Raw genomic sequence first — 15,241 nt, 5'->3', positions numbered from 1 at the left:
GCTTATGAGCATACAGGTGCAGTCGCAGGTATCGCTCAAGCCTTACAACACCTTCGGGATCGACGTTAAGGCCAGGTTTTTTGCCGAGGCCCATAGCGATGACGACGTTCGCCAGGCGCTGGCGCATGCGGCGCAGCTGCCGATTCCCTTGCTGGTGATCGGCGGCGGCAGCAACCTGCTGTTGACCGGCGACGTGCAGGCCTTGGTGCTGCGCATGGCCAGCCGCGGCATCCATGTGCTCAGCGATGACGGCACGCGAGTGATTGTCGAGGCTGAAGCCGGTGAACCGTGGCACCCCTTCGTGCAATGGAGCCTGGAACACGGGTTGTCGGGGCTGGAAAACCTCAGCCTGATTCCTGGCACCGTCGGCGCGGCACCGATGCAGAATATCGGCGCCTATGGGGTCGAGATCAAGGATGTGTTCAGCGGGCTTACCGCGCTGGATCGCCAGACCGGCGAGTTGCGCGAGTTCGGGCTCGAGGAGTGCGCCTTCGAATACCGCGACAGCGTGTTCAAGCGCGAAGCCGGTCGTTGGTTGATCCTGCGGGTGCGCTTCTCGCTTGATCGAGTGGCCCATCTGCACCTGGACTACGGTCCGGTGCGCCAGCGATTGACCGATCAGGGCATCGATCAGCCTTCGCCACGAGATGTCAGCCAGGCCATCTGCAGTATTCGTCGGGAAAAGTTGCCAGACCCTGTCGAGCTGGGCAATGCCGGGAGTTTCTTCAAGAACCCGGTGGTCGCTGCCGCACTGGCAGCCGCTATCAAGCTCAAGCACCCGGGGCTGGTGGCTTATCCACAGGCTGGCGGTCAGATGAAACTGGCTGCTGGCTGGCTTATCGAGCAGGCTGGCTGGAAGGGTTATCGTGATGGCGATGCCGGCGTTCACTGTCTGCAATCGCTGGTACTGGTCAACTACGGCAATGCCAGCGGCGGGCAGTTGCACCGACTGGCGCAACGGATTCAGGCCGACATCGCCGAGCGCTTTGGCGTGCATCTGGAAATGGAGCCGAACCTGTACTGAGTCTGATGGTTGTCGTAACAGGCCGGCAGGAGGTGAAGAACTGATGGAAGACATTTGTGCGGTGATTCTGGCGGCCGGGCAGGGGAGTCGATTCCAGGCGGCGGCGGGGGCCGGGCAGGATAAGCTGATGGCGAATTGTCGAGGCCTGGATGGCCGGGAGCGACCGTTGCTGGAGCAAGTCCTGGTCAATCTGCAAGGGGTGGTCGGGCGGCGGCTGCTGGTCACCCGACCGGAGCGCAGCGAGGTCATCGCGTTGGCGCGGGCATACGGCTGCGAGGTGTTGACCCTCGATTCTCCTGGAATGGGGGATTCCATCGCTGCGGCTGTGCGGGCGAGCTTCGATCAGGCAGGCTGGTTGGTGTTGCTCGGGGATATGCCGTTCATTGCGCCGCAAACAATCGCTCAAATAGCAGCCTCCATTACCGACGAGAAGATCAGCGTGGCCGACTATGCCGGTGAGTATGGGCATCCGGTCGGTTTCGGGCGTTCGTTCGCGAGGAGGTTGGCGGCACTGTCGGGTGATCGTGGTGGTCGGCATCTGTTCGATGCGAGCAATCTGCAGGTGATCGGCGTCGAAGACCCCGGCGTTATCCGGGATGTGGATACACCTGCGGCACTGAATTTCGAGAAATAGCAGATATAAAAAAAGCCCCGCCTGCATCAGCAGGCGGGGCTTTTTATCGGCCGTTGAAATCAGGCGAGCGGTTTAGGCTCTTTGCTTTCTTCCAGGGCTTCAGGGTGTTGCTCTGCCACTTCTTCAACCGAGCGCAGGTTCTCGTCGATCACCGGTGCGGAGGTTTCAGTTGCAGCGTGCTCGACCGTTTCTGGTGCAGCAGCTTGTTCTACAGCCGGGCTTTCAGCCGTGGCTTCGGCAACCGGTGCGGCAGCTGCAGCAGCAGCCAGTTCGGCTTCCTTGGCCAGACGGCGGCGACGCACTTCACGTGGGTCGTTCGGTGCGCGACCACTCGCGGTCAACACGATGGCTGGAGCTGCTTCGACCGGGGCGGGTTCTACGGCCGGTGCTTCAACCGCAGGTGCAGCTTCCACGACAGGCGCCTGAACCACAGGCTCGGCTTCGACCACGGGTGCCAAGGTTTCTTCCACCACGGCAGCCTTGATTGGCGTCGGAGCGATTTCCACGACCGGTGCAATGGCTTGCTCGGCAGTCAGCGGCTCGACCACGTCGGCGGCGGGTGCGACCGGCTGTTCAACCACAGGCGCCACAGCGACTTCAGCGTGCACTTCAGGCTGGCGAACAGGTTCTGCTTCGACCGCTGGCGCGACTTCGACCGGTGCCGGTTCGCTGACCGCTTCAACGGCCGGTGCAACCAGCTCAACGCTTGGCTCGGTGGCTGCGGTTGCCACTTCGGCCTGGCGGTTGGCCTCGGCTTCGGCAGGCGCGCTGATGGTGCTGCTGGCAACGGCGGCGGTTACCGCAAGGCCGGCAGCCAGGTCGGCGGCGAACTCTTCACCGCTTTCTTCCGAGCCTTCGACCACGTTGCCGTTGGCATCACGCTGACGCTCACGACGGTTGCTGCGACGACGCTGACCGCGGGAACGACGACGTGGACGTTCGCCATCGGCGCCCTCGGTCTCTTCCTGCAGCAGTTCTTCGTTCGGCAGGGTTTCTTCGGCAGTGACTGCGGCCTGCTCGGCGCGAGGCTGACGCTCTTCGCGTGGCGGGCGTGGCTGACGCTCTTCCCGTGGGGCGCGCTCTTCACGCGGTGCACGTTCTTCGCGTGGTGCGCGTTCTTCACGCGGTGCACGCTCTTCCCGTGGTGCGCGTTCTTCACGCGGCGCACGCTCTTCACGCTCGACGGGTGCAGCGGCATCCAGAGGCTCGCGCAGTTCGCGAACCGGACGCTCATCGCGTGGGCGGCGTTCTTCGCGAGGGGCACGTGGTGTGCGTTCTTCGCGTGGCGGACGTGGTGCACGCTCTTCGCGGGCCGGCGCTTCCTCGCGGGCTTCGCGCGGTGCACGTTCTTCACGTGGGGCGCGTTCTTCGCGTGGCTTGCGATCTTCCTCGCGACGGCCATTGCGGCTACGGCTCTGCTGACGACCGCTGCGACGCTCTTCGTTGCGTGGTGGACGCTCGCTGGTGGCAGGCTTCTCGACCACGACAGGTGCGACCGGCTCTTGCTTGCCTGCAAACAGGCTGACCAGCGACTTCACCAGGCCCTTGAACAGGCTGGGCTCGGCGTGAACAGGGGCGGGTGCGGGAGCGACCGTAGGTTCTGGCGTGGCCGGAACCGGCGCGGAGGTGCGGGCCGGCGCAGTCTTGACTGCCGCTTCCTGGCGAACCAGGGTGCGAGTGGCGGCCACTGGCGGGGTTTCCTCGACTTCAGCGGCAGCGATTTCGTAGCTGGACTGGCTGGTCTGGGCTTCCGGGCTGTCGTCACGCAGGCGTTGCACTTCGAAGTGCGGCGTTTCGAGGTGGTCGTTCGGCAGAATGACGATACGGGCGCGGGTGCGCAGTTCGATCTTGGTGATCGAGTTGCGCTTTTCGTTGAGCAGGAACGCGGCAACCGGGATCGGCACCTGGGCACGGACTTCGGCAGTGCGGTCCTTCAGGGCTTCTTCTTCGATCAGGCGCAGGATGGCCAGCGACAGGGACTCGACGTCACGGATGATGCCGGTGCCGCTGCAGCGCGGGCAGACGATGCCGCTGCTTTCGCCCAGCGATGGACGCAGGCGCTGACGGGACATTTCCAGCAGGCCGAAGCGCGAGATGCGACCCACTTGAACGCGGGCACGGTCGGCTTCCAGGCATTCGCGGACTTTTTCTTCCACGGCGCGCTGGTTCTTGGCCGGAGTCATGTCGATGAAGTCGATCACGATCAGGCCGCCGATGTCACGCAGGCGCAGCTGGCGAGCGATTTCTTCGGCCGCTTCCAGGTTGGTCTGCAGGGCGGTTTCTTCGATGTCGCTGCCTTTGGTGGCGCGCGCCGAGTTGATGTCGATGGACACCAGGGCTTCGGTCGGGTCGATCACGATCGAACCGCCCGATGGCAGCTCGACCACACGCTGGAAGGCGGTTTCGATCTGGCTTTCGATCTGGAAGCGGTTGAACAGCGGAACGCTGTCTTCATACAGCTTGATCTTGCTGGCGTACTGCGGCATCACCTGGCGGATGAACGTCAGGGCTTCTTCCTGGGCTTCGATGCTGTCGATCAGCACTTCGCCGATGTCCTGGCGCAGGTAGTCGCGGATAGCGCGAATGATCACGTTGCTTTCCTGATAGATCAGGAAAGGCGCGGAGCGGTCCAGGGAGGCTTCCTTGATCGCGGTCCAGAGCTGCAGCAGGTAATCCAGGTCCCACTGCATTTCTTCGCTGCTGCGGCCAAGGCCGGCAGTGCGCACGATCAGGCCCATGTCGGCAGGGGCGACCAGGCCATTGAGGGCTTCGCGCAGCTCGTTGCGCTCTTCGCCTTCAATGCGGCGCGAGATGCCGCCGGCACGCGGGTTGTTCGGCATCAGGACCAGGTAGCGGCCAGCCAGGCTGATGAAGGTGGTCAGGGCTGCGCCCTTGTTGCCACGTTCTTCTTTTTCGACCTGGACGATGACTTCCTGGCCTTCGCTCAGGACGTCCTTGATGTTGACGCGGCCTTCGGGGGATTTCTTGAAGTATTCGCGGGAGATTTCCTTCAGGGGAAGGAAGCCATGGCGCTCAGAGCCAAAATCGACAAAGGCAGCCTCAAGGCTTGGTTCGATGCGCGTGATCCGGCCTTTGTAGATGTTGGCCTTTTTCTGCTCGCGAGCGCCGGATTCGATATCCAGGTCGTAGAGACGTTGGCCGTCTACCAGAGCAACACGCAACTCTTCGGGTTGAGTCGCGTTAATCAGCATTCTTTTCATGTAGTACCGTCGGTTTCCGGGCTGCCGGAAACGGCGTTCGGCACACACGACTTCTCACGGTCGGTGTCAGGTGCGTCAGGAGTGGCTTGCCGCTCCAGTGTCTAGCAACGTTCACCTGCTCCTGGCGAACCAGTGGGGCGAAGTCGCGACGACGCGTCCTGCTTGCTGTGGTGTCAAAAGCACTCAGTCAGGAGGAGGAATCAGCCTTCGGCCGTGGACGCCAGGCAAGGCGTCTTGATCAAGTCCGGGCCTTGTGCGATGAGGCCAGAAGTGGCTTCTCGACAGGACGCGGTACTACACGGTCCGACGGTTGTGCATCTCCACCCTACACGTATCCCTGATAATTCGGGTGCTGCCGCGCGCTGAATCCGCAACGGGTTGGCATTTATCGCGGTCTCCGATTGGGAGATCGCGCATTATGGCTAAGGCTTTGTGTTTCCGAAGCATTCGCCCGAATGGCGTGAAAGCGACTGCGCTGAGTGATGGGTCATCGAAAAAAAACTGAAAGTGAGTGCAGAAACACCGTTTTTCTTGTCTTTTGTCGGTCTTCTCTCATACGCGCTGGTTACGATTTCAGGCATTCCGTAAACTGGCGAAAACCCCGTCGGACGGCCTCGCGTCCTCGTGAATTGCGTCGGTCAGGGTCGGCCTAATGCCGTTGATCCTCTGGCCAGCCGCTTATGGCGGCGTTCGCGACTATAGCAGCAATCATTAAGTGCTTCAAATCCATAAAAAATTGTTATGATTGATCAATGACGACTAATACCCCCCCGACCTCCGGCGTCCAGCTGCTTGAGGTTGCGCCGGAACTTGCCGGCCAACGAATCGATAATTTCCTCTTCACCGCGCTCAAGGGTGTACCCAAGACCTTGATCTATCGCATCTTGCGCAAAGGCGAAGTGCGGGTGAACAAGGGCCGGATCAAACCCGAGTACAAGCTGCAGGCGGGTGACATCATTCGCGTGCCGCCCGTTCGCGTGCCCGAGCGCGACGAGCCGGTGCCTTTGGCCCAGGGCTTGTTGCAGCGCCTTGAGGCGGCAATTGTCTATGAAGACAAGGCCCTGATCGTGCTGAACAAGCCGGCCGGGATCGCCGTGCACGGTGGCAGCGGCCTGAACTATGGCGTGATCGAAGCCTTCCGTCAGTTGCGCCCCGATGCCAAGGAGCTGGAGCTGGTCCACCGCCTGGATCGTGATACTTCCGGGCTGCTGATGATTGCCAAAAAACGCAGCATGCTGCGCCATTTGCATGCGGCCTTGCGCGGCGATGGTGTCGACAAGCGCTACATGGCGCTGGTGCGCGGCCATTGGGCTACGGCCAAGAAGCAGGTCAACGCGCCGTTGCTCAAGAGCAACCTGCGTTCCGGCGAGCGCATGGTCGAGGTGAACGAGGAGGGCAAGGAGGCGCTGACAGTGTTCCGCGTGCTGCGGCGCTTCGGCGAATTCGCGACCATGGTCGAGGCACGCCCCATCACTGGCCGTACCCACCAGATTCGTGTGCACGCCCTGCACGCCGGGCACTGTATTGCCGGCGACAGCAAGTACGGTGACGAGGACTTCACCAAGGAAATTCGTGACCTGGGTGGCAAGCGCCTGTTCCTGCATGCCTATGCCCTGACCGTTCCGCTGCCTGATGGCGGGGAACTCAAGGTCGAGGCGCCGGTGGATGAAATGTGGGCCAGGACCGTGGAGCGTTTGAGTGCTACCTGATTACAAGCTGTTGATATTCGATTGGGACGGCACCTTGGCTGACTCGATCGGGCGTATCGTCGAGGCAATGAAGGTGGCGGCCCGCGAAAGCGGGTACCCCGAGCGTGATGATCTCGCCATCAAGGGCATTATCGGCCTGGCGTTGCCGGAAGCGATTCGCACGCTTTATCCGGATATTTCCGACGAACGACTGATAGCCTTTCGTCAGTATTATGCCGACAGCTATATCGCCCTCGAGGCTGAGCCGTCGCCGCTGTTTCCTGGCGTGCTTGAGTCGCTGGAGGCTTTTCGGGCTGACGGTTACCGCCTGGCGGTGGCGACTGGCAAGGCGCGTCGCGGATTGGACCGGGTGTTGAAGGCCCATGGCTGGGAAGATTACTTCGATATCACCCGTGCGGCCGACGAGACTCAGGGCAAGCCGCATCCGTTGATGCTTGAGCAAATTCTTGCGCATTGCCGGGTCGAGCCGGCGCAGGCCTTGATGGTCGGCGATTCGTCATTCGATTTGTTGATGGCGCGCAATGCCGGCATGGATTCGGTGGCGGTGGGTTATGGAGCATTGTCGCTCGAGGCCTTGAGTGCCTACGGGCCGCGATTGACTATCGAGCGTTTCCCCGAGTTGCATACGTGGCTGGGCCGTCAGCGTGGCCAATGATTTTTTCCAGGGTAGGTGAACATGTCGGATGAGTGGAAAGCGCCTGAGGCGCAGAAAAACAGCGAAGACAAGAGCTGGCAACTGCTGGAGAAAACCCTGCTCGCCGGTGTCCAGGAGCAGCGTCGCTCCCGGCGTTGGGGCATCTTCTTCAAGTTGCTGACCTTTGTTTACTTGTTCGGGCTGCTGATGCTGTTCACGCCGCTGATGGACATGGACAAGGCAGCGGTGCGGGGCTCCAGCCACACCGCGCTGATCGAGGTGCGCGGCGTGATTGCCGACAAGGAGCCGGCCAGTGCCGACAATATCGTCACTGCCCTGCGTGCGGCGTTCGAGGATTCGAAAACCAAAGGCGTTGTTCTGCGCATCAACAGCCCGGGCGGCAGTCCGGTGCAGTCGGGCTATGTCTATGACGAGATTCGTCGTCTGCGGGCGCAGTACCCGGCGATCAAGTTATACGCGGTGATCTCGGATCTGGGCGCTTCCGGAGCCTACTACATCGCCAGTGCCGCCGATCAGATCTACGCGGACAAGGCCAGTCTGGTCGGCTCCATCGGAGTCACCGCAGCAGGCTATGGTTTCGTCGGGACCATGGAGAAGCTGGGGGTCGAGCGTCGTACCTACACTTCGGGTGAGCACAAGGCGTTCCTCGACCCGTTCCAGCCGCAAAAGCCCGAGGAAACCGCATTCTGGCAGAGTGTGCTCGATACGACGCACCGTCAGTTCATTGCCAGCGTCAAGCAGGGCCGTGGCGATCGTCTGAAAGACAAGGAGCACCCGGAGCTGTTCTCCGGTTTGATCTGGTCGGGTGAGCAGGCCCTGCAGCTGGGGTTGGTCGATGGGCTGGGCAGTGCCGGTTACGTGGCTCGCGATGTGATTGGCGAGAAAGAGCTTGTGGACTTCACCATTGAGGAATCGCCTTTCGATCGGTTCTCCAAACGTCTGGGCGCCAGTGTGGCTGAGCATCTGGCCATGTGGATGGGGTTTCAGGGGCCTTCCTTGCGCTGAGCCCTTGAGGGCCTCATCGCTGGCAAGCCAGCTCCCACCAGATCGGTGTGCGTTCAAGGTCTCTGTGGGAGCGGGCTTGCCCGCGATTGGCTCGATAGCCTTGCTTCAAAACAACCGGCCCATGAATGGCCGGTTTTTTTGCTCAGGGTATGCAAACCCCTTCCGCCAGCAACATATCCACCAACCGAATCAACGGCAACCCCACCAGGCTGGTAGCATCCGGCCCATGCGTGCTCTGAAACAAACTGACCCCCAACCCTTCGGCCTTGAAGCTGCCGGCACAGTCATAAGGCTGCTCGGCGTGCAGATAGCGCTCGATGCGCGGCAAGTCGAGTTCGCGCATCTGTACCGTGAACGGGACGCAATCGACCTGGCAGTGGCCGGTGCTGCTGTTGAGCAGCGCCAGGCCGGTCAGGAAGGTGACTTGCGTGCCGCTGGCTTCGAGCAGTTGTGCGCAGGCCTTGTCGAAGGTGTGCGGCTTGCCCAGGATCTGTTCCCCAAGCACGGCGACCTGGTCGGAACCGATGATGAGGTGCTCCGGATAGCGGCTGGCCAGGGCCTCGGCTTTTTCCTTGGCCAGGCGCTTGACCAGGTCGACGGCGGTCTCGTCGGGCAGGCGTTGTTCATCTATGTCGGGCGAACTGCAGGTGAAGGGCAGCCGCAGTCGCGTCAGCAATTCGCGGCGATACGGTGAGCTGGAAGCCAGTAGCAAGGGCAGCATGTGCGACTCCTGAATGTGTCCTTTGATTCTAGCTGCGGTGCCTGATGGCGGACAGGGCCGAATTTCCTTTGACAGGTGAGGGGGGCATCCCTAGAATGCTGCGCCTATGTTGAATGACCCGATTCCACCTCACGTTGACCCGCGCAAATTGGCCGATCGTGGCGTTACCCTCCAGGGGGAAGTGCTGCTAGCCGATTTGGAGAGACTCTGCGACCCGCTTTCCGACGACGTCGGTACGGTGCAGGCTAAATTCGTTTTTGAGCGCGACGAGCGTAACGCCGTGGTTATCCACAGCTCCATCGACGTCGAAGTCAAAATGGTTTGCCAGCGTTGTCTTGAGCTGGTCACCCTGCCGATCCATAGCGAATGCAGTTACGCTGTGGTGAAGGAGGGTGCGAATACCCAGTCGTTACCGAAAGGTTATGACGTGCTGGAACTGGGCGAGGATCCTTTGGATCTGCAGGCTTTGATCGAGGAGGAGCTGTTGCTCGCCTTGCCCATTGTGCCTGCTCATCATCCGGAAGAATGCCAGCAGCCGGCGGGCCTTGAAGAGCCCGAGCCGAGCGAGGACGAGGTAACGCGGTCCAACCCGTTCAGTGTATTGGCGCAGTTAAAGCGTGACCCAAACGTTTAGGAGTTAATCAATTATGGCTGTTCAGCAGAACAAAAAATCCCGCTCTGCCCGTGACATGCGTCGTTCCCACGATGCTCTCGAGGCTAGCACTCTGTCCGTGGAAAAGACCACCGGTGAAGTTCACCTGCGTCACCACGTATCGCCAGAAGGCGTATACCGTGGTCGTAAAGTGATCGACAAGGGCGCTGACGAGTAATCCTTGTCTGCTCAAGTCATCGCGATTGACGCAATGGGCGGGGACTTCGGTCCCCGCAGCATTGTTCAGGCCAGCCTTGCTTGCCTGTCTGCCATGCCCTCGCTGCACCTGACCCTCGTCGGTCAACCCTCCTTTCTAGAAGAATTGATTGCCAGCCAGTCGGTTGTGGATCGCGCGCGCCTGAAAATTGCGCCGGCCGCAGAAGTCATCGGCATGGACGAAAAACCCTCCCAGGCCCTGCGCGGCAAGCCGGACTCCTCTATGCGGGTGGCGTTGGAGTTGTTGCGAGATGGCAAGGTCCAGGCGTGCGTCAGTGCCGGCAATACCGGTGCGCTGATGGCGCTGTCGCGTTACGTGCTCAAAACCCTGCCAGGCATCGATCGGCCGGCCATGGTGGCGGCCATCCCCACTCAGCGCGGCTATTGCCAGTTGCTGGACCTGGGGGCCAACGTCGATTGCAGTGCCGAAAACCTGTTCCAGTTCGCCGTCATGGGGTCGGTGGCGGCCGAGACGCTGGGCATCGTTCGCCCGCGCGTGGCATTGCTGAACATCGGCACCGAAGACATCAAGGGCAATCAGCAGGTCAAGCTGGCGGCCAGTCTGTTGCAGAATGCGCGCGGCATGAACTACATCGGTTTCGTCGAGGGTGATGGGCTCTATCGTGGCGAGGCGGATGTGGTGGTGTGCGATGGCTTCGTCGGCAATATTCTGCTCAAGTCCAGCGAGGGGCTGGCGACCATGATCGCGGCGCGTATCGAAGCATTGTTCAAAAGTGGTGTGGCGGCGCGGATGGTCGGTGCCATGGCCATGCCCTTGCTCAAGCGGTTGAAGGCCGATCTGGCCCCGGCGCGGCACAATGGCGCGAGCTTTCTCGGCTTGCAGGGCATTGTCGTGAAGAGTCATGGCGCAGCAGGGGTGCAGGGTTTTCAGAGTGCCATCGAGCGGGCCGTGATCGAGATTCAGGAAAACCTGCCCGAACGCCTGCACGGCCGTCTGGAGGACCTGTTGCTTTAGGCTATCCTGCTTGAGGCGCGTAAATGTGACCGTCCCGAAAAAATAGCCATCCAACGTTCAATTACTTGCGTTCAGCCTGGCTGTTCGTCATCTCTCCGTCGACAAGATCATTAGGGGCTTGTTACATGTCTGCATCCCTCGCATTCGTCTTTCCGGGTCAAGGTTCGCAATCTCTCGGCATGCTCGCCGAGTTGGGTGCTCAGCATCCGCTGATTCTCGAAACCTTCAAAGAAGCCTCCGAGGCCTTGGGTTATGACCTGTGGGCATTGACCCAACAAGGCCCGGAAGAGCAACTCAATCAAACCGATAAAACCCAGCCGGCCATTCTCACCGCCTCCATTGCGCTTTGGCGTCTGTGGTTGGCCGAGGGCGGTGCGCGCCCAGCCTTTGTCGCCGGCCATAGCCTGGGCGAATACAGCGCGCTGGTCGCCGCAGGCAGCGTAAGCCTGGCTGACGCAGTCAAGCTGGTCGAGCGTCGCGGCCAATTGATGCAGGAAGCGGTACCGGCCGGGCAGGGCGGCATGGCTGCCATCCTCGGCCTGGACGACGCTGATGTCGTGGCCGCCTGTGCCGAAGCGGCACAAGGCGAAGTGGTCAGCGCGGTCAATTTCAACTCGCCGGGCCAGGTGGTGATCGCCGGTGCCAAGGCTGCGGTCGAGCGCGCCATCGAAGGCTGCAAGGCTCGTGGTGCCAAGCGTGCCATGCCGTTGCCGGTCAGCGTGCCGTCCCACTGTGAACTGATGCGTCCGGCGGCCGAGCGTTTCGCCGAGTCCATCGCGGCGATCGACTGGCAGGTGCCACAGATCCCTGTAGTTCAAAACGTCAGTGCTGATGTGCCGGCCGATCTGGAAACCCTCAAGCGCGACCTGCTTGAACAACTCTACAAACCTGTGCGCTGGGTCGAGTCGGTCCAGGCGCTGGCCGCCAAGGGCGCTACCCAGTTGGTCGAGTGCGGCCCTGGCAAGGTGCTTGCAGGTCTGAACAAGCGTTGCGCCGAAGGCGTGTCGACAGATAACCTCAATACCCCAGACGCTTTCGCTGCCGCTCGTGCAGCGCGGGCCTGAATCAGGAGAAGCTTGCATGAGTCTGCAAGGTAAAGTTGCACTGGTCACCGGTGCGAGCCGCGGTATTGGTCAAGCCATTGCGCTGGAGTTGGGGCGCATGGGCGCCATCGTCGTGGGTACCGCCACGTCGGCCTCGGGTGCGGAGCGTATCGCTGCGACCCTGAAGGAGCATGGCATCGAAGGTACCGGCCTGGAGCTGAACGTATGCAGCGATGAGTCGGTCACTGCGGCCCTGGCCAAGATCCAGGAGCTGTTCGGCGCGCCGACCATTCTGGTCAATAATGCCGGCATCACCCGCGATAACCTGATGCTGCGCATGAAAGATGACGAGTGGAATGATGTCATCGATACCAACCTCAATAGTCTGTACCGCCTGTCCAAGGGTGTGCTGCGCGGCATGACCAAGGCGCGTTGGGGGCGGATCATCAGTATCGGCTCGGTGGTGGGTGCCATGGGCAACGTCGGCCAAGTAAACTATGCTGCGGCCAAGGCGGGCCTGGAAGGTTTCAGCCGCGCCCTGGCGCGTGAAGTAGGCTCTCGGGCAATTACAGTCAACTCGGTAGCGCCTGGTTTCATCGATACCGACATGACCCGTGAACTGCCCGAGGCTCAGCGTGAAGCCTTGCAAGTCCAGATTCCGCTGGGCCGTCTGGGCCAGGCCGAAGAGATCGCGAAAGTGGTCGCTTTCCTGGCATCGGAAGGAGCAGCCTACGTGACCGGCGCTACAATCCCGGTCAACGGTGGGATGTACATGTAGTCAAATGTGACGGATTGCTTCAAAAAAATGTCATACGAGCTGTCTAAAATCCGTTATAAAGCTGCAATCAAATTCTAGTCAGCGGGCGGGTGTGAGGAAGGAGCAACGCTTTCAGCTTGAAATGCCGAACTCTTTCTATAAACTTACACACCGGCCAGCTGCCTGACATATGTCCATTAGGAGTGAAAACAAGGTATGAGCACCATCGAAGAACGCGTCAAGAAAATCGTCGCCGAGCAACTGGGCGTTAAAGAAGAAGAAGTAGTCAACACCGCTTCCTTCGTTGAAGATCTGGGTGCCGATTCCCTTGACACCGTTGAGCTGGTGATGGCTCTGGAAGAGGAATTCGAGACCGAAATCCCTGACGAAGAAGCTGAGAAGATCACTACTGTTCAAGCTGCTATCGATTACGTTACGTCCCACCAGGCGTAAGATTTTGTAATCGTCGCTTCTTGTCATGGAAAAAACCGCACTGCCTTTGCTGGCGTGCGGTTTTTTCTTTAGATGAGATGTGAAGTGTCGTCCATAGAATAAGGAGAGTGCTGTGTCGCGTAGACGCGTCGTGGTCACCGGTATGGGTATGCTGTCGCCACTGGGCACGGACGTGCCGAGCAGTTGGCAGGGCATTCTGGCTGGCCGCAGTGGCATTGGTCTGATTGAGCATACGGACCTTTCTGCCTATACCACCCGTTTTGGCGGCTCGGTGAAGGGCTTCAAGGTCGAGGAATACCTGTCGGTCAAAGAAGCTCGCAAGCTCGACCTGTTCATTCAGTACGGCCTGGCGGCCGGTTTTCAGGCCGTGCGTAACGCTGGCCTCGAAGTGACCGATGCCAACCGTGAGCGTATCGGTGTGGCAATGGGTTCGGGTATTGGCGGTCTGACCAATATCGAGGAAACCAGCCGTACCTTGCACGAGCAAGGGCCTCGGCGTATTTCGCCGTTTTTCGTGCCTGGCTCGATCATCAATATGATTTCCGGTTTCCTGTCCATCCATCTGGGCGTTCAGGGGCCTAACTACGCCATTGCCACAGCCTGTACCACCGGTACTCACTGCATTGGCATGGCGGCGCGCAATATCGCCTATGGCGAAGCCGACGTCATGATTGCCGGTGGTGCCGAAATGGCCGCCTGCGGCCTGGGCATGGGCGGTTTTGGTGCTGCGCGCGCACTGTCGACGCGCAATGACGAACCGACCCGCGCCAGCCGCCCGTGGGACAAGGGGCGCGATGGCTTTGTGCTGTCGGACGGTGCCGGTGCGCTGGTGCTCGAAGAGCTGGAGCACGCCAAGGCACGCGGTGCGACCATTTATGCCGAGCTCGTCGGCTTTGGCATGAGCGGTGATGCCTATCACATGACCTCGCCGCCCGAAGACGGTGCCGGTGCTGCTCGTTGCATGACCAATGCCTTGCGCGATGCGGGCGTGAGCCCTGGCGAGGTTCAGTACATCAATGCCCATGGCACCTCGACCTCGGCCGGCGACCTGGCAGAAGTGTCGGCGATCAAGTCGGTGTTCGGCGAGCATGCCTACAAGCTGGCGGTCAGCTCGACCAAATCGATGACCGGTCACCTGCTCGGCGCTGCCGGGGCGGTGGAGGCTATCTTCAGCGTACTGGCGATCAACGGCCAGGTCGCTCCGCCGACCATCAACCTGGACGAGCCGGACGAGGGCTGCGACCTCGACTTCGTACCGCACCAGGCTCGCAACATGTCGATCGATGTGGTGCTGTCGAACTCCTTCGGTTTTGGTGGCACCAACGGCTCGCTGGTATTGCGCCGGTTCGCCGGTTGATGCAAAGCTGGGTCGATGGCCAGCCGGCGGACGCGATAGCGCTCAAGAGCCGCGGGCTGGCCTACGGCGATGGTCTGTTCGAGACGATCCTCGTCAAGGCAGGCCAGCCGTTGTTGCTGGAGCTGCATCTGCAGCGGCTGGCAGAAGGCTGCAGGCGGTTGGCGATCACTGCGGACCCGGCCCTGGTCCGTAGTGAGCTTTGTGCTTACGCTGGCCTCATGGGCGAGGGTGTCCTCAAGCTGATTCTGACCCGCGGCGACAGTCAGCGCGGCTATGCCGTCGACCCGCTGTCCAGTGCCCGTCGAATCCTCCAGGCCAATCCTGCGGCAAGTTATCCACAGGCCAATGCGCTGGAAGGCATCAAACTTTTTCCGTGCACCACTCGGCTTGCCGAGCAGCCGTTGCTGGCGGGGCTCAAGCATCTGAATCGACTTGAACAGGTGCTGGCCCGTGCCGAGTGGCGCGACAGCGAGCATGCCGAGGGGCTGATGCTCGATACCTCGGGGCGGCTGATCGAAGGCGTCTACAGCAACCTGTTTCTGGTCAAGGACGGTGCGTTGCTCACGGCCGACCTGAGTCGCTGCGGTGTGGCTGGCGTCATGCGTGCGGCGCTGCTGGAGGCCGCAGCCCGCGAAGGTATTGCAGTACGAATTGGTGACTGCGTGTTGCAGGATCTCGAACAGGCCGATGAAGTCTTTGTTTGCAACAGCGTTTATGGCATCTGGCCGGTGCGAGCATTTACATCTCTGAACTGGTCGGCGGGTCCGCTCACCCGTAAACTGCAACGCATTGCCCGCGTGCTTTTGGATGTTTGATTT

At 60.9% G+C, this 15,241-nt stretch carries 15 protein-coding genes; 13 read left to right on the top strand and 2 right to left on the bottom strand.

The window, feature by feature from the left end; genetic code table 11:
• The first annotated feature begins 4 nt into the window (after positions 1-4).
• Entirely contained in the window at positions 5-1,024 is a 1,020-nt protein-coding gene (gene murB, locus NVV94_RS19140; RefSeq protein ID WP_258443951.1) for a UDP-N-acetylmuramate dehydrogenase, read from the top strand.
• A gap of 43 nt (positions 1,025-1,067) precedes the next feature.
• Positions 1,068-1,658 (top strand): NTP transferase domain-containing protein, encoded by a 591-nt coding sequence (locus NVV94_RS19135; RefSeq protein WP_258443950.1) that lies wholly within the window; start codon positions 1,068-1,070, stop codon positions 1,656-1,658.
• 59 nt (positions 1,659-1,717) lie between these two features.
• On the opposite strand, the gene rne is transcribed toward NVV94_RS19135, so the two are convergent.
• On the bottom strand, positions 1,718-4,879 hold the full coding sequence (gene rne / locus NVV94_RS19130) for a ribonuclease E (RefSeq protein ID WP_258443949.1): 3,162 nt from the start codon (positions 4,877-4,879) through the stop codon (positions 1,718-1,720).
• 752 nt (positions 4,880-5,631) lie between these two features.
• Here rne and rluC point away from each other — a divergent pair.
• From rluC to sppA, 3 genes are read left to right on the top strand one after another with little or no spacing between them, the layout of a single operon-like run.
• Positions 5,632-6,588 carry a 23S rRNA pseudouridine(955/2504/2580) synthase RluC gene (gene rluC, locus NVV94_RS19125; protein ID WP_258443948.1) on the top strand — a complete coding sequence of 319 codons (957 nt, stop codon included), beginning with the start codon at positions 5,632-5,634 and terminating at the stop codon, positions 6,586-6,588.
• Entirely contained in the window at positions 6,578-7,243 is a 666-nt protein-coding gene (locus tag NVV94_RS19120; protein ID WP_258443947.1) for an HAD-IA family hydrolase, read from the top strand. The genes rluC and NVV94_RS19120 overlap by 11 nt, the downstream gene beginning before the upstream one ends.
• Before the next feature lie 21 nt (positions 7,244-7,264).
• On the top strand, positions 7,265-8,248 hold the full coding sequence (gene sppA, locus NVV94_RS19115; protein ID WP_258443946.1) for a signal peptide peptidase SppA: 984 nt from the start codon (positions 7,265-7,267) through the stop codon (positions 8,246-8,248).
• A 142-nt stretch (positions 8,249-8,390) separates the two neighbouring features.
• Here the strand turns inward: sppA and NVV94_RS19110 are convergent, their stop codons facing one another.
• Complete coding sequence (locus tag NVV94_RS19110; protein ID WP_258443945.1) at positions 8,391-8,969, bottom strand: nucleoside triphosphate pyrophosphatase; 579 nt, start codon at positions 8,967-8,969, stop codon at positions 8,391-8,393.
• 106 nt (positions 8,970-9,075) lie between these two features.
• On the opposite strand from NVV94_RS19110, the gene NVV94_RS19105 reads away from it, so the two are divergent.
• The 8 genes from NVV94_RS19105 (at position 9,076) to pabC (ending at position 15,238) form a co-directional block, all read left to right on the top strand.
• Positions 9,076-9,603, top strand: coding sequence for a YceD family protein (locus NVV94_RS19105; RefSeq protein ID WP_258443944.1), 528 nt, complete (start codon positions 9,076-9,078; stop codon positions 9,601-9,603).
• Positions 9,604-9,616: 13 nt separating this feature from the next.
• Positions 9,617-9,799, top strand: coding sequence for a 50S ribosomal protein L32 (rpmF, locus tag NVV94_RS19100; protein ID WP_003179396.1), 183 nt, complete (start codon positions 9,617-9,619; stop codon positions 9,797-9,799).
• Positions 9,800-9,802: 3 nt separating this feature from the next.
• Positions 9,803-10,813, top strand: coding sequence for a phosphate acyltransferase PlsX (gene plsX, locus NVV94_RS19095; RefSeq protein WP_408733420.1), 1,011 nt, complete (start codon positions 9,803-9,805; stop codon positions 10,811-10,813).
• A 125-nt stretch (positions 10,814-10,938) separates the two neighbouring features.
• Positions 10,939-11,877: an ACP S-malonyltransferase gene (gene fabD, locus NVV94_RS19090; protein WP_258443943.1), complete on the top strand. Its 939-nt coding sequence runs from the start codon at positions 10,939-10,941 to the stop codon at positions 11,875-11,877.
• A gap of 16 nt (positions 11,878-11,893) precedes the next feature.
• Positions 11,894-12,634 carry a 3-oxoacyl-ACP reductase FabG gene (gene fabG, locus NVV94_RS19085; RefSeq protein WP_258443942.1) on the top strand — a complete coding sequence of 247 codons (741 nt, stop codon included), beginning with the start codon at positions 11,894-11,896 and terminating at the stop codon, positions 12,632-12,634.
• A gap of 195 nt (positions 12,635-12,829) precedes the next feature.
• Complete coding sequence (acpP, locus tag NVV94_RS19080; RefSeq protein WP_003175607.1) at positions 12,830-13,066, top strand: acyl carrier protein; 237 nt, start codon at positions 12,830-12,832, stop codon at positions 13,064-13,066.
• A 112-nt stretch (positions 13,067-13,178) separates the two neighbouring features.
• Positions 13,179-14,423 (top strand): beta-ketoacyl-ACP synthase II, encoded by a 1,245-nt coding sequence (gene fabF / locus NVV94_RS19075; RefSeq protein WP_258443941.1) that lies wholly within the window; start codon positions 13,179-13,181, stop codon positions 14,421-14,423.
• Positions 14,423-15,238, top strand: coding sequence for an aminodeoxychorismate lyase (pabC, locus tag NVV94_RS19070; protein WP_258443940.1), 816 nt, complete (start codon positions 14,423-14,425; stop codon positions 15,236-15,238). Before fabF ends, pabC begins: the two co-directional genes overlap by 1 nt.
• Positions 15,239-15,241 lie beyond the last annotated feature (3 nt).

This window comes from Pseudomonas sp. LS1212 (genome assembly GCF_024741815.1).
Classification (GTDB): Bacteria; Pseudomonadota; Gammaproteobacteria; order Pseudomonadales; family Pseudomonadaceae; genus Aquipseudomonas.
The sequence above is the reverse complement of the archived record's forward strand: the minus strand, read 5'-3'. Positions and strand labels throughout refer to the sequence as shown.